Origin of the sequence: Pseudomonas sp. AO-1, assembly GCF_019775695.1 — a bacterium.
GTDB classification, from domain to species: Bacteria; Pseudomonadota; Gammaproteobacteria; order Pseudomonadales; family Pseudomonadaceae; genus Aquipseudomonas; species Aquipseudomonas parakoreensis.
Map to the genome: position 1 here is coordinate 1,413,419 of NZ_CP079947.1, position 12,594 is coordinate 1,426,012.

General features: G+C 59.7%; 15 protein-coding genes. 14 read left to right on the forward strand and 1 reads right to left on the reverse strand.

The genetic code is table 11. The features are described 5' to 3' along the window. Positions 1-28: 28 nt before the first annotated feature. The 3 genes from secD to KVQ82_RS06645 all read left to right on the forward strand — a co-directional run bounded on the left by secD (position 29) and on the right by KVQ82_RS06645 (position 3,491). A complete protein-coding gene (gene secD, locus KVQ82_RS06635; protein WP_041071804.1) occupies positions 29-1,897 on the forward strand; it encodes a protein translocase subunit SecD in 1,869 nt (622 codons plus the stop codon). A gap of 9 nt (positions 1,898-1,906) precedes the next feature. Further along, positions 1,907-2,821: a protein translocase subunit SecF gene (secF, locus tag KVQ82_RS06640; protein WP_108183718.1), complete on the forward strand. Its 915-nt coding sequence runs from the start codon at positions 1,907-1,909 to the stop codon at positions 2,819-2,821. Positions 2,822-2,942: 121 nt separating this feature from the next. Then, entirely contained in the window at positions 2,943-3,491 is a 549-nt protein-coding gene (locus KVQ82_RS06645; RefSeq protein ID WP_041071808.1) for a glycine zipper 2TM domain-containing protein, read from the forward strand. Between the two features lie 243 nt (positions 3,492-3,734). On the opposite strand, the gene suhB is transcribed toward KVQ82_RS06645, so the two are convergent. After that, positions 3,735-4,553, reverse strand: coding sequence for an inositol-phosphate phosphatase (gene suhB / locus KVQ82_RS06650; protein WP_007964419.1), 819 nt, complete (start codon positions 4,551-4,553; stop codon positions 3,735-3,737). A 145-nt stretch (positions 4,554-4,698) separates the two neighbouring features. Between suhB and trmJ the strand changes: the two genes are divergently transcribed. The 11 genes from trmJ (at position 4,699) to ndk (ending at position 12,590) form a co-directional block, all read left to right on the forward strand. Beyond that, positions 4,699-5,469, forward strand: coding sequence for a tRNA (cytosine(32)/uridine(32)-2'-O)-methyltransferase TrmJ (gene trmJ, locus KVQ82_RS06655; protein WP_041071810.1), 771 nt, complete (start codon positions 4,699-4,701; stop codon positions 5,467-5,469). A gap of 3 nt (positions 5,470-5,472) precedes the next feature. After that, positions 5,473-6,249, forward strand: coding sequence for a serine O-acetyltransferase (gene cysE, locus KVQ82_RS06660; protein WP_145594833.1), 777 nt, complete (start codon positions 5,473-5,475; stop codon positions 6,247-6,249). Positions 6,250-6,497: 248 nt separating this feature from the next. Continuing rightward, the gene (iscR, locus tag KVQ82_RS06665) at positions 6,498-6,989 is read left to right on the forward strand and encodes a Fe-S cluster assembly transcriptional regulator IscR (protein ID WP_003227911.1); all 492 of its coding nucleotides are present in this window, start codon (positions 6,498-6,500) and stop codon (positions 6,987-6,989) included. 47 nt (positions 6,990-7,036) lie between these two features. Beyond that, the gene (locus KVQ82_RS06670) at positions 7,037-8,251 is read left to right on the forward strand and encodes an IscS subfamily cysteine desulfurase (RefSeq protein WP_041071812.1); all 1,215 of its coding nucleotides are present in this window, start codon (positions 7,037-7,039) and stop codon (positions 8,249-8,251) included. Between the two features lie 83 nt (positions 8,252-8,334). Next, complete coding sequence (gene iscU, locus KVQ82_RS06675; RefSeq protein ID WP_003227907.1) at positions 8,335-8,721, forward strand: Fe-S cluster assembly scaffold IscU; 387 nt, start codon at positions 8,335-8,337, stop codon at positions 8,719-8,721. A gap of 28 nt (positions 8,722-8,749) precedes the next feature. Further along, a complete protein-coding gene (gene iscA, locus KVQ82_RS06680; RefSeq protein WP_003227904.1) occupies positions 8,750-9,073 on the forward strand; it encodes an iron-sulfur cluster assembly protein IscA in 324 nt (107 codons plus the stop codon). An 8-nt stretch (positions 9,074-9,081) separates the two neighbouring features. Continuing rightward, positions 9,082-9,603, forward strand: coding sequence for a co-chaperone HscB (gene hscB, locus KVQ82_RS06685; protein WP_222018463.1), 522 nt, complete (start codon positions 9,082-9,084; stop codon positions 9,601-9,603). Between the two features lie 51 nt (positions 9,604-9,654). After that, entirely contained in the window at positions 9,655-11,520 is a 1,866-nt protein-coding gene (gene hscA, locus KVQ82_RS06690; RefSeq protein ID WP_047296341.1) for a Fe-S protein assembly chaperone HscA, read from the forward strand. Beyond that, positions 11,520-11,861 (forward strand): ISC system 2Fe-2S type ferredoxin, encoded by a 342-nt coding sequence (fdx, locus tag KVQ82_RS06695; RefSeq protein ID WP_041071821.1) that lies wholly within the window; start codon positions 11,520-11,522, stop codon positions 11,859-11,861. Before hscA ends, fdx begins: the two co-directional genes overlap by 1 nt. A gap of 14 nt (positions 11,862-11,875) precedes the next feature. After that, positions 11,876-12,076, forward strand: a complete 201-nt coding sequence (iscX, locus tag KVQ82_RS06700; RefSeq protein WP_008084655.1) for a Fe-S cluster assembly protein IscX — start codon at positions 11,876-11,878, stop codon at positions 12,074-12,076. An 88-nt stretch (positions 12,077-12,164) separates the two neighbouring features. Continuing rightward, complete coding sequence (gene ndk, locus KVQ82_RS06705) at positions 12,165-12,590, forward strand: nucleoside-diphosphate kinase (RefSeq protein WP_003227894.1); 426 nt, start codon at positions 12,165-12,167, stop codon at positions 12,588-12,590. Positions 12,591-12,594: the final 4 nt, after the last annotated feature.

Genomic DNA, 12,594 nt, shown 5'->3' on the forward strand with positions numbered 1-12,594 from the left:
GCGCCCCGCGTTCATAACGGGCGGCGTGATGCTGAACAAATATCCTCTGTGGAAATACATTCTGATCCTGGCGGTGCTGGCGATCGGTCTGATTTATTCCGCTCCCAATCTATACCCCGATGACCCGGCCATTCAGATCAGCGGCGCCAGCACGGCTCTGCAGGTCAATCAGGCCGATCTGGATCGCGTCAGCACCGCGCTGCGTGAATCCGGGATCAACGTCAAGGCAGCTTCGCTGGCCGCCAACGGCAAGGGCGGCCTGATCCGTCTGACCAAGGCTGAAGACCAGCTGCCGGCCAAAGACGTTGTGCGCAAGGCATTGGGTGATGACTACGTCGTCGCACTGAACCTGGCACAGACCACCCCGCAATGGCTGCGCAACCTCGGCGCGCACCCGATGAAGCTGGGTCTGGACTTGTCCGGTGGTGTGCACTTCCTGCTGGAAGTGGACATGGACAAAGCCCTCGACGCCCGCCTGAAAGTCTACGAAGGCGACGTCAAGAGCCTGCTGCGCAAAGAAAAACTGCGCTATCGCAGCCTGCCGCAACTGGGCGGCGCCATTCAGCTGGGCTTCAGCGATGCTGACTCCCGCGAACAGGCCCGTGCGCTGATCCGCAAGAACTTCAACGATTTCGACATTGTTCCGGCCGACCTCAACGGTCAACCGGTGCTGCGTCTGGCGATGACCCCGGCCAAGCTGGCGGAAATCCGTGAATACTCCATCAAGCAGAACTTGACCACGGTACGTAACCGCGTCAACGAGCTGGGTGTTGCCGAACCGATCGTTCAGCGTCAGGGCGCCAACCGCATCGTGGTTGAGCTGCCGGGCGTGCAGGACACTGCCGAAGCCAAGCGTATTCTCGGCAAGACGGCCAACCTTGAGTTCCGTCTGGCTGCAGAGCCGGGGGCTTCGAAAGCCACTTCCGAAACCTTCGAGTTCCGTGAGGGCAAGCGTCCACCTGCGCAGATCGAGCGTGGCCTGATCATTACTGGTGACCAGGTGACTGACGCCAAGGCTGGTTTTGGTGAGCACGGCACGCCTGAAGTGAACATCCGTCTGGACGGTCACGGTGGCGAGCTGATGAGCCGCGCGACCCGTTCGAACGTCGGTCGCAGCATGGCGGTGATCTTCATCGAACAGCGTCCGGTGACCACTTACACCAAGCAGGTTGTCGACGGCGTCGAGAAAGACGTGCCGGTACAGACCTTCAAGGAAGAGAAGAAGATCATCAGCCTGGCGACCATTCAGTCGCCGCTGGGCGCGCAGTTCCGCATCACCGGCCTGAACGGCCAGGGTGAATCGTCCGAGCTGGCGCTGCTGCTGCGTGCTGGTGGTCTGGCCGCGCCGATGTACTTCGCTGAAGAGCGCACAATCGGTCCGAGCCTGGGTGCTGACAACATCACCAAAGGTATCGATGCATCGCTGTGGGGCATGCTGTTCGTCTCGCTGTTCATCATCGCCATCTACCGCTTCTTCGGCCTGATCGCCACGGTTGCGCTGGCGGTGAACATGGTGCTGCTGCTGGCGCTGATGTCGCTGCTGGGGGCAACGCTGACCCTGCCGGGTATCGCCGGTATCGTGTTGACCATGGGTATGGCGGTGGACGCCAACGTGCTGATCTTCTCGCGGATCCGTGAAGAGATCGCCGCCGGCATGACCGTGCAGCGTGCAATCAACGAAGGCTTCGGCCGGGCATTCACCGCGATTCTCGACGCCAACCTGACCACTCTGCTGGTCGGCGGCATCCTCTTCGCCATGGGCACCGGCCCGGTGAAGGGTTTCGCAGTGACCATGTCCCTCGGGATCTTTACCTCGATGTTCACGGCCATCATGGTGACCCGCGCAATGGTCAACCTGATCTTTGGCGGACGTGACTTCAAGAAGTTGTGGATTTAAGGGGCTGCCATGTTACGTACAATCAACTTCATGGGCGTTCGCAACTTCGCGTTCGGCGTCACAGTGTTTCTCACGTTGCTGGCTATTTTCAGCGTCGTCCACAAGGGCATGAACTGGGGCCTGGACTTCACCGGCGGTACGCTCATCGAGCTGACCTACGAGCGTCCGGCTGACGTCACCAAAGTGCGCGAGCAGTTGGCGACTTCGGGTTACCACGAAGCCATCGTGCAGAACTTCGGTGCGACCACCGACCTGCTGGTGCGCATGCCGGGTGAGGACCCGCAACTGGGCCATCAGGTAGCAGACGCGCTGCAGAAAGTCGGCGGCGACAACCCGGCGACGGTCAAGCGCGTTGAGTTCGTCGGCCCGCAGGTCGGTGAAGAACTGCGCGACCAGGGCGGCCTCGGCATGCTGCTGGCGCTCGGCGGCATCCTGATCTACCTGGCTTTCCGCTTTCAGTGGAAATTCGCGGTCGGCGCCATCGTTTCGCTGATTCACGACGTGATCGTGACCGTCGGTATCCTGTCGTTTTTCCAGATCACCTTCGACCTGACGGTGCTGGCGGCGGTACTGGCGATCATCGGTTACTCGCTGAACGACACCATTGTGGTATTCGACCGAGTTCGCGAGAACTTCCGTGTGCTGCGCAAGGCTTCGCTGATCGAGAACATCAACATCTCGACCACCCAGACCCTGCTGCGGACCATGGCAACGTCGATCTCCACCTTGCTGGCGATCGCCGCGCTGCTGTTCTTCGGCGGCGACAACCTGTTCGGCTTCTCCATCGCCCTGTTCATCGGTGTGCTGGCGGGTACCTACTCGTCGATCTACATCGCGAACGTGGTGCTGATCTGGCTGAACCTGAGCACCGAGGATCTGATTCCTCCGGCCAACACCGAGAAGGAAGTCGACGACCGTCCATAACGGCCATCGCTTCACCGGTTGTCAGCCCAGAAAAGGCGCGAGTTGAACTCGCGCCTTTTTTTATGCTCCAAGGCTGGGAGAAGCGCGGGCGCGTCCCGCATGTGATGGTCAGGAGGTTCATGTGAACAAGTCGTTGCTGGTTGGTGCGGTATTGGGTGCTGTCGGTGTGACTGCCGGGGGTGCTGTTGCCACCTACAGCCTGGTTAAAAGCGGCCCTGAGTATGCGCAAGTACTGGCCGTAGAACCGGTCAAAACACAGATCAAGACTCCACGTGAAGTGTGCAAGGATGTTGCTGTAACCCGCCAGGCGCCGGTCAAGGATCAACACCAGATTCTCGGTACCGCGATTGGTGCGGTAGCGGGTGGTTTGCTGGGTAACCAGATTGGCGGCGGTACCGGCAAGAAGATTGCCACGGTCGCTGGCGCGGTCGGTGGCGGTTATGCCGGTAACAAGGTGCAGGAAGGCATGCAGAACCGCGACACCTACACCACCACCCAGACTCGCTGTAACACCGTGAATGACATCAGCGACAAGGTCGTCGGTTACGACGTGCGTTATTCGCTGGATGGCAAGGAAGGCAAAGTGCGGATGGATCGCGATCCGGGCAACCAGATTCCGGTCGACAAGGAAGGCAAGTTGATTCTGTCGCAGAATCAGCCGGGTCAGTAAGCGCTGACTGTTTAACAAGAAGCACCCTGCGGGGTGCTTTTTTGTGCTCGCAATTTTTGGCGGCGCTATGACCCCTTGTGGGAGCGAGCCTGCTCGCGAATGCGATCTGCCATCCAGAATTGATATTGGCTGACCCGCCGCCTTCGCGAGCAAGCTCGCTCCCACAGTGGATTCGAGTGGAGGCTGAAGTCGCAGGCATAAAAAAAGCACCCCGAAGGGTGCTTTTTGCGTTTCGCGGGAAGCTTAGCGCTTCAGCGAGGCCGGCAGGTGCGGCTGGATCGCCGTCAGTACTGCCTTGAAGCATTTGGTGTTACCGGCAACGATGTGGCCTTTTTCAAGGAAATCGTGACCGCCGGTGAAGTCGCTCACCAAGCCGCCTGCTTCCTGGATCAACAGGGCGCCAGCCGCCATGTCCCACTCGGACAGGCCCGACTCCCAGAACGCGTCGAAACGACCGGCGGCCACATAGGCCAGGTCCAGGCTGGCGGAACCGGCGCGGCGGATGCCGGCAGTCTGGCCAACCAGGGCGCGGAACATGCCCAGGTAGTTGTCGAGGTTGTCCATCTGGTCGTCACGGAACGGGAAGCCGGTGCCCAGCAGGGCGCCTTCGAGGCTGGTGCGACCGCTCACGCGCAGGCGGCGACCATTCAGCTGAGCGCCGCGACCACGGCTGGCGGTGAATTCTTCCTGGCGAACCGGATCCAGAACCACTGCGTGTTCCAGGCGACCACGGTATTTGCACGCAATGCTGACCGCAAAGTGAGGAATGCCGCGCAGGAAGTTGGTGGTGCCGTCCAGCGGATCGATGATCCACAGGTATTCTTCGCCTTCAATGCCGTTACCGACGTGCATGCCGGTCTCTTCACCCTGGATCGAGTGATTCGGGTAAGCCTTGCGCAGCGCATCGATGATTTTCTGTTCGGCGGCGCGATCGACCTCGGATACATAATCCTTGGCGTCTTTTTCGTCGACCTTGATGGTATCCAGGCGCTCGATGGAGCGGAAGATCAGTTCACTGGCGCTGCGGGCGGCGCGCAGCGCGATATTCAGCATGGGCTGCATGGATGTGTCACCTAAGGTTGTTAAAGAAAGCCGCGCATTCTATCAGAACTTTTCTTCAGGTGAAGGTCGCTGTTCGCTTTCATAGCTTAACGGTAGGCTGTTCTGTAAGATTTGCACCCCTTTCCTGTGTCCGAGAGCGCCTCCCTTGTTGCAGAACATTCGTGTCGTCCTGGTCAATACCAGCCACCCCGGCAACATCGGCGGGGCCGCACGCGCCATGAAAAACATGGGGCTGTCGCGGCTGGTGCTGGTCGAGCCGCGTCTGTTTCCGCACCACGAAGCCGATGCCCGTGCTTCCGGTGCCGGGGACATTCTTGAAAACGCACAAGTCGTCGCCACCTTGGAAGACGCTTTGGTCGGCTGCAATCTGGTGCTCGGCACCAGCGCCCGTGACCGGCGCATTCCCTGGCCGCTGCTCGATCCCCGCGAATGCGGGAGCAAAGTGGTCGAGGAGGCCGGGCAGGGCGCGGAGATCGCGCTGGTGTTCGGTCGTGAGGACTCCGGCCTGACCAATGAGGAGTTGCAGCGATGTCACTTTCATGTGCACATCCCCTCCGATCCTGAGTTCAGTTCGTTGAACCTCGGGGCGGCGGTGCAGGTATTGAGCTATGAAGTGCGCATGGCCTGGCTGGCCGCTCAAGGGCAGCCGACCAAGATTGAGAAAGAAGAAGTGGCCTCGGTGAAAAGTGCCGAGCTCGCGACGATGGATGAGCTGGAGCGCTTTTATGAGCATCTGGAGCAGACGCTGGTTGCCATCGAGTTTCTTGATCCGGAAAAGCCGCGGCACTTGATGGCGCGCCTGCGCCGGTTGTACGGACGCAGCTCGGTCAGCCGGGCGGAAATGAATATTTTGCGTGGCATCCTCACGGAAACCCAGAAAGCGGCCCGTGGTGAGCTTCTTAAGCGGAAGGACTGAATGATGTTTGAGCGTTTGCGTGAAGATATCCAGAGCGTATTCCATCGAGACCCGGCGGCGCGTAACGCTTTTGAAGTCCTGACTTGCTACCCCGGCATGCATGCGATCTGGATTCATCGGCTGGCCGGGATGCTGTGGCGCCACGAGCTGAAATGGCTGGCGCGACTGGTGTCGAACTTCGGGCGCTGGTTGACCGGGATCGAGATTCATCCGGGGGCCAAGGTCGGTCGGCGCTTCTTTATTGATCACGGCATGGGCATCGTCATCGGTGAAACCGCCGAGATCGGCGATGACGTGACCATTTATCAGGGCGTGACCCTGGGTGGCACCAGTTGGAACAAAGGCAAGCGTCACCCGACGCTGGGTGACGGAGTAGTGGTCGGTGCTGGTGCCAAAGTGCTCGGCCCGTTCACGGTAGGGGCTGGCGCCAAAGTCGGCTCCAACGCAGTGGTCACCAAGGAAGTGCCGCCGGGCGCCACGGTGGTGGGGATTCCGGGGCGGATCATCGTCAAAACCGATGAAGAGCAGGACGCCAAGCGCAAGGCGATGGCAGAGAAGATCGGCTTCGATGCTTATGGTGTCAGCGAAGACATGCCCGATCCGGTGGCCCGTGCCATCGGTCAGTTGCTCGATCACCTGCAAGCGGTGGATGGGCGGCTGGAGGGGATGTGCGGCGCGCTGAAGGATCTGGGCAGTAATTACTGTGCGAAAGATCTTCCTGAGCTGCGCGAAGAAGACTTCGCCTGCGTCAAAGGCAAAGACGAATCCAAAGCGGGCTGACACGTCTGTGTAGGAGTTGCCGAAGGCTGCGATCTTTTGATCTGATTAACAGCAAAATCAAAAGATCGCAGCCTTCGGCAGCTCCTACACAGGCATGCGGCAACCGGTGTGCCATTAAGCCGCAGACCCTGCTATCATGCGCGCGCTCTTTTGCGGGTAAACCCGACTAAAGCACTAGGTCTTATAGTTGACTTAAATGCTCGGGAATTGCATACTCCCGCCCATTCCGAACTCCGTGGTAATTGTCCATGCGACTGACTACAAAAGGCCGATACGCCGTGACCGCCATGCTTGACCTGGCGTTGCACGCGCAGCACGGGCCGGTGTCCCTGGCCGATATCTCCGAGCGCCAAGGCATCTCCCTGTCCTATCTCGAACAGCTTTTCGCCAAGCTGCGCCGCAGTAACCTGGTTTCCAGTGTTCGCGGTCCTGGCGGTGGTTATCAGCTGTCGCGCGACATGCAGGGCATCCAGGTGGCTCAGGTGATCGATGCGGTCAACGAATCGGTTGATGCTACCAAGTGCCAAGGCCAGGGCGATTGCCATTCCGGCGACACCTGCCTGACCCATCACCTGTGGTGCGACCTGAGCCTGCAGATTCACGAATTTCTAAGTGGTATCAGCTTGGCTGATCTTGTAACTCGCCGTGAGGTGCAAGAAGTAGCCCAGCGTCAGGACCAGCGCCGTTGCAACAGCAAGGCGCCACGCCTGGACAAGATTGAAGCGTCCGCCGTCGAATGACAGCCGAAGAGCTAGCGGAACGCCAGCCCTGATTTAGGAGATAGTCCATGAAATTGCCGATTTACCTTGATTACTCTGCGACCACCCCGGTCGATCCGCGCGTTGCGCAAAAGATGAGTGAATGCCTGCTGGTCGACGGAAACTTCGGTAACCCGGCGTCCCGTTCCCACGTGTTCGGCTGGAAAGCTGAAGAGTCCGTCGAAAACGCCCGTCGTCAGGTGGCCGATCTGGTCAACGCCGACCCGCGTGAAATCGTCTGGACCTCGGGCGCTACCGAGTCCGACAACCTGGCTATCAAGGGTGCGGCACATTTCTACGCTTCCAAAGGCAAGCACCTGATCACCTCCAAGATCGAGCACAAGGCTGTCCTCGACACCATGCGCCAACTGGAGCGTGAAGGTTTCGAAGTGACCTACCTCGAGCCGACCGAAGACGGCCTGATCACTCCGGCGATGATCGAAGCGGCGCTGCGCGAAGACACCATTCTGGTGTCGGTGATGCACGTGAACAACGAAATCGGCACCATCAACGACATCGCTGCCATTGGCGAACTGCTTCGTTCGAAGGGCGTCCTGTTCCACGTCGACGCGGCTCAGTCCACCGGCAAGGTCGAGATCGACCTGCAGAAGCTGAAAGTCGACATGATGTCGTTCTCCGCTCACAAAACCTACGGCCCTAAAGGCATCGGCGCGTTGTACGTCAGCCGCAAGCCGCGTGTGCGCATCGAAGCGACCATGCACGGCGGTGGTCACGAGCGTGGCATGCGTTCCGGCACCCTGGCGACGCACCAGATCGTCGGCATGGGCGAAGCGTTCCGTGTAGCCAAGGAAGACATGGCTGCCGAAAACGTGCGCATCAAAGCCCTGAGCGACCGCTTCTACAAGCAGGTCGAGCATCTGGAAGAGCTGTACGTCAACGGCAGCCTGACCGCCCGCGTTCCGCACAACCTGAACCTGAGCTTCAACTACGTTGAAGGCGAGTCGCTGATCATGGCGCTCAAGGATCTGGCGGTATCGTCCGGTTCGGCCTGCACCTCGGCCTCCCTGGAACCTTCGTACGTTCTGCGCGCCCTGGGCCGCAACGACGAACTGGCACACAGCTCGATCCGTTTCACCTTCGGCCGTTTCACCACCGAAGAAGAAATCGACTACGCCGCGCAGAAGGTCTGCGAGGCCGTTACCAAGCTGCGCGCGCTGTCGCCGCTGTGGGACATGTACAAAGACGGTGTCGACATTTCGAAAATCGAGTGGGCGGCACACTGATTTCAAGTCGCCGCGAACCGACCCTGCTACCCAAGGTTGCAGGGTTTAAAGAGCGACTCTCTGATGAGTGAGGATTAAGCACCATGGCTTACAGTGAAAAGGTCATCGACCACTACGAAAACCCGCGCAACGTCGGCAAGATGAACGCGGAAGACCCGGATGTCGGCACCGGCATGGTTGGCGCTCCGGCGTGCGGCGACGTGATGCGTCTGCAGATCAAGGTCAACGATCAGGGCGTTATCGAAGACGCCAAGTTCAAGACCTACGGCTGCGGTTCGGCAATCGCTTCCAGCTCCCTGGCCACCGAGTGGATGAAGGGCAAGACCCTGGACGAAGCCGAGACCATCAAGAACACTCAGCTGGCCGAAGAGCTGGCTCTGCCGCCAGTGAAAATCCACTGCTCGGTACTCGCTGAAGACGCTATCAAAGCGGCTGTTCGCGACTACAAGCAGAAGAAAGGCTTGATCTAAGCATTGCGCGACGAGTAAGGAGTCAACGATGGCTATCAGCATGACAGAAGCGGCTGCTCGACACGTGCGACGCTCCCTCGACGGGCGCGGCAAAGGTGAAGGGATTCGTCTGGGGGTTCGCACCACAGGCTGTTCCGGCCTTGCCTACGTGCTGGAGTTTGTCGACGAGGTGGTTGCCGAGGATCAGGTGTTCGAAAGTCACGGCGAGAAAGTGATCATCGACCCGAAAAGCCTGGCCTACCTGGACGGCACCGAGCTCGATTTCGTCAAGGAAGGGTTGAACGAAGGCTTCAAGTTCAACAACCCCAACGTACGCGGTGAATGTGGCTGCGGCGAAAGCTTCAACATCTGAGGCTTGTCGTGGGTATTCCTTGTCATTTCGCTTTATTCGAGCTGCAACCGAGCTTCCGCCTGGATCTCGAGCAGTTGGCCACGCGCTATCGTGAGTTGGCGCGCGGTGTTCATCCTGACCGCTTTGCCGACGCTTCCGAGCGCGAGCAGCGGTCGGCGCTCGAGCAGTCTGCGCGGCTCAATGATGCCTATCAGACGCTCAAGAGTCCTGCCCAGCGTGCACGTTACCTGCTGACCATCAGCGGGCATGAAGTGCCGATGGAGGTCACGGTGCATGATCCCGAGTTTCTCTTGCAGCAGATGCAGTGGCGCGAAGAGCTCGAAGACCTCCAGGACAGCGCCGACCTCGACGGTGTCGCGGTATTCAAGCGTCGCTTGAAAGTCGCTCAGGAACAGTTGAGCGAAAGCTTCGCAGCCTGTTGGGATGATGCGGCGCAACGCGAGCAGGCCGAACGCCTGATGCGGCGCATGCAGTTCCTCGACAAGCTCACCTACGAAGTGCGCCAGTTAGAAGAGCGCCTCGACGATTAACCCAGTGCCGCTCCGGTCGCACGCCTGATATACAGATAAGTCCTGATCACGATGGCCCTACTGCAGATCGCCGAACCCGGCCAAAGTCCTCAACCACACCAGCGTCGTCTGGCTGTGGGGATCGACTTGGGCACTACCAATTCGCTGGTCGCTGCGTTGCGCAGTGGTCTTTCCGAGCCACTGGCCGACGCAGACGGGCAGGTCATCCTGCCGTCCGCCGTGCGTTATCACGCCGACCGCGTCGAGGTTGGCGAGTCGGCCAAGCTGGCCGCGTCCTCCGATCCCTTGAACACTGTACTGTCGGTCAAGCGCCTGATGGGCCGTGGTCTGTCCGACGTCAAGCAATTGGGCGAGCAACTGCCGTACCGCTTTGTCGGTGGCGAATCGCACATGCCGTTCATCGACACCGTGCAAGGCCCGAAAAGCCCGGTCGAAGTCTCCGCCGACATCCTCAAGGTGCTGCGTCAGCGTGCTGAAGCGACCCTGGGTGGCGAACTGGTCGGTGCGGTGATTACTGTTCCGGCGTATTTCGATGATGCTCAGCGTCAGGCCACCAAGGATGCGGCGAAGCTCGCCGGTCTGAACGTGCTGCGCCTGCTCAACGAGCCGACCGCTGCCGCCGTGGCGTATGGGCTTGATCAGCACGCCGAAGGTCTGGTCGCAATCTACGACTTGGGCGGCGGTACGTTCGATATTTCGATTCTGCGTTTGACTGGCGGTGTATTCGAAGTGCTGGCCACCGGCGGCGACAGCGCGCTGGGCGGCGACGACTTCGATCACGCGATTGCTGGCTGGATCATCGAGAGCGCCGGCTTGTCCGCCGATCTCGACCCGGGTGCGCAACGCAATCTGCTGCAAACCGCCTGCGCGGCCAAAGAGGCCCTGACCGATGCGCCCAGCGTCGAAGTCGCCTACGGTGACTGGAAAGCGCAGCTGACCCGCGAAGCCTTCGATGCGCTGATCGAGCCAATGGTTGCCCGCAGTCTGAAAGCCTGCCGCCGCGCCGTGCGTGATTCCGGTGTCGAACTGGAAGACGTGCATGCCGTGGTCATGGTCGGCGGTTCGACCCGTGTGCCGCGTGTTCGCGAGGCCGTTGCCGAAGCCTTCGGTCGTCAGCCATTGACCGAAATCGACCCGGATCAAGTGGTGGCCATCGGGGCCGCGATCCAAGCGGATACGCTGGCTGGCAACAAGCGTGATGGCGGCGAACTGCTGCTGCTCGACGTGATTCCACTGTCCCTGGGGCTGGAAACCATGGGCGGGCTGATGGAGAAGGTGATTCCGCGCAACACCACCATTCCGGTGGCCCGCGCGCAGGACTTCACTACGTATAAAGACGGTCAGTCGGCCATGGCGATCCATGTGCTGCAGGGTGAGCGCGAGCTGATCAGCGACTGCCGCTCCCTGGCACGCTTCGAACTGCGCGGCATTCCGGCGATGGTAGCCGGCGCGGCGAAGATTCGCGTGACCTTCCAGGTCGATGCCGACGGTCTGCTCAGCGTGTCTGCCCGTGAACTGGGTTCGGGCGTTGAGGCGAGCATTCAGGTCAAGCCGTCCTACGGTCTGACCGACGGTGAAATCGCCAAGATGCTCAAGGACTCGTTCCAGCACGCCAACGACGACAAGGTCGCCCGCGTCCTGCGCGAGCAGCAAGTCGATGCCCAGCGTCTGATCGAGGCGGTGCAGGGCGCTCTGGAGGCTGATGGCGAGCGCTTGCTCGACGCCGAAGAGCGCATGGTCATCGAGTTGCAGATGCAGGAACTGGCCGAACTGATGAAAGGCACCGATGGTTACGCCATCGAGCAACAGACCAAGCGTCTGTCGCAAGTGACCGATGCTTTTGCTGCCCGCCGCATGGATCTGACGGTGAAAGCCGCTCTGTCGGGGCGCAATCTGAATGAAATCGAGGATATCTGATGCCGCAGGTCATTTTTCTGCCCCACGAGAAGTTCTGCCCTGAAGGGATGGTCGTCGAGGCTGAGCCTGGCACTTCGATTCTCGAGCTGGCCCATGAACACCATATCGAGATGGAAAGTGCCTGCGGCGGCGTCTGCGCCTGCACCACTTGCCACTGCATCATCCGCGAGGGTTTCGACTCGCTGGAAGAGGCCGACGAACTGGAAGAAGACTTCCTCGATCGCGCCTGGGGTCTGGAAGCGCAATCGCGCCTGGCCTGTCAGGCTATCGTTGGTGAAGAAGACCTCACCGTCGAGATCCCGAAATATTCGCTTAACCATGCGGCCGAAGCGCCGCACTGACTGGTAAGACTGTCATGAGCTACGGTTGGAATGATGTTCAACGCATTGCAGAAGAATTGGCCGAAGCCAAGCCGGGCGTAGACCCGTTCTCTGTCAATTTCGTCGATCTGCAGCAATGGATCAAAGAGCTGCCGGATTTTGACAACACCTCTGGCCGGGTCGGCGAGAAAGTGTTGGAAGCGGTTCAGACGCTCTGGGCTGAAGAATTGGACTGATCGTCCTCGCAGGTTAGGCAATACCCAAGAACCCGCGTATAATTCGCGGGTTTAATTTTTCGCAAATTACTGTTTCTGGAGTTACACCATGGCTGTTCAACGTACTTTCTCCATCATCAAGCCTGACGCCGTTGCTAAAGGCGCTGCCGGCGAAATCGTTACCCGTTTCGAAAAGGCTGGTCTGAAAGTGGTTGCTTCGAAAATGAAGCAGCTGTCCAAAGCCGAAGCTGAAGGCTTCTACGCTGAGCACAAAGAGCGCGGTTTCTTCGGTGACCTGGTTGCTTTCATGATCTCCGGTCCAGTGGTTGTTCAGGTTCTGGAAGGCGAAAACGCTATCGCTCGCAACCGTGAGCTGATGGGCGCTACCAACCCTAAAGAAGCTGCTGCCGGCACCATCCGTGCTGACTTCGCCGAGTCGATCGACGCCAACGCCGTTCACGGTTCGGACTCCGAAGCCGCTGCTGCTCGCGAAATCTCGTACTTCTTCGCAGCTACTGAAGTAACCACTCGCTAAGCAT

Bases quoted from the DNA above. Each gene is read 5' to 3' on its own strand.
- KVQ82_RS06670 (WP_041071812.1), top strand. From the start codon at position 7,037: ATGAAATTGCCGATTTACCTTGATTACTCTGCGACCACCCCGGTCGAT.
- iscU (WP_003227907.1), top strand. From the start codon at position 8,335: ATGGCTTACAGTGAAAAGGTCATCGACCACTACGAAAACCCGCGCAAC.
- iscR (WP_003227911.1), top strand. From the start codon at position 6,498: ATGCGACTGACTACAAAAGGCCGATACGCCGTGACCGCCATGCTTGAC.
- iscA (WP_003227904.1), top strand. From the start codon at position 8,750: ATGGCTATCAGCATGACAGAAGCGGCTGCTCGACACGTGCGACGCTCC.
- iscX (WP_008084655.1), top strand. From the start codon at position 11,876: ATGAGCTACGGTTGGAATGATGTTCAACGCATTGCAGAAGAATTGGCC.
- suhB (WP_007964419.1), bottom strand. From the start codon at position 4,553: ATGCAGCCCATGCTGAATATCGCGCTGCGCGCCGCCCGCAGCGCCAGT.
- ndk (WP_003227894.1), top strand. From the start codon at position 12,165: ATGGCTGTTCAACGTACTTTCTCCATCATCAAGCCTGACGCCGTTGCT.
- cysE (WP_145594833.1), top strand. From the start codon at position 5,473: ATGTTTGAGCGTTTGCGTGAAGATATCCAGAGCGTATTCCATCGAGAC.
- secD (WP_041071804.1), top strand. From the start codon at position 29: ATGCTGAACAAATATCCTCTGTGGAAATACATTCTGATCCTGGCGGTG.
- fdx (WP_041071821.1), top strand. From the start codon at position 11,520: ATGCCGCAGGTCATTTTTCTGCCCCACGAGAAGTTCTGCCCTGAAGGG.
- secF (WP_108183718.1), top strand. From the start codon at position 1,907: ATGTTACGTACAATCAACTTCATGGGCGTTCGCAACTTCGCGTTCGGC.
- hscA (WP_047296341.1), top strand. From the start codon at position 9,655: ATGGCCCTACTGCAGATCGCCGAACCCGGCCAAAGTCCTCAACCACAC.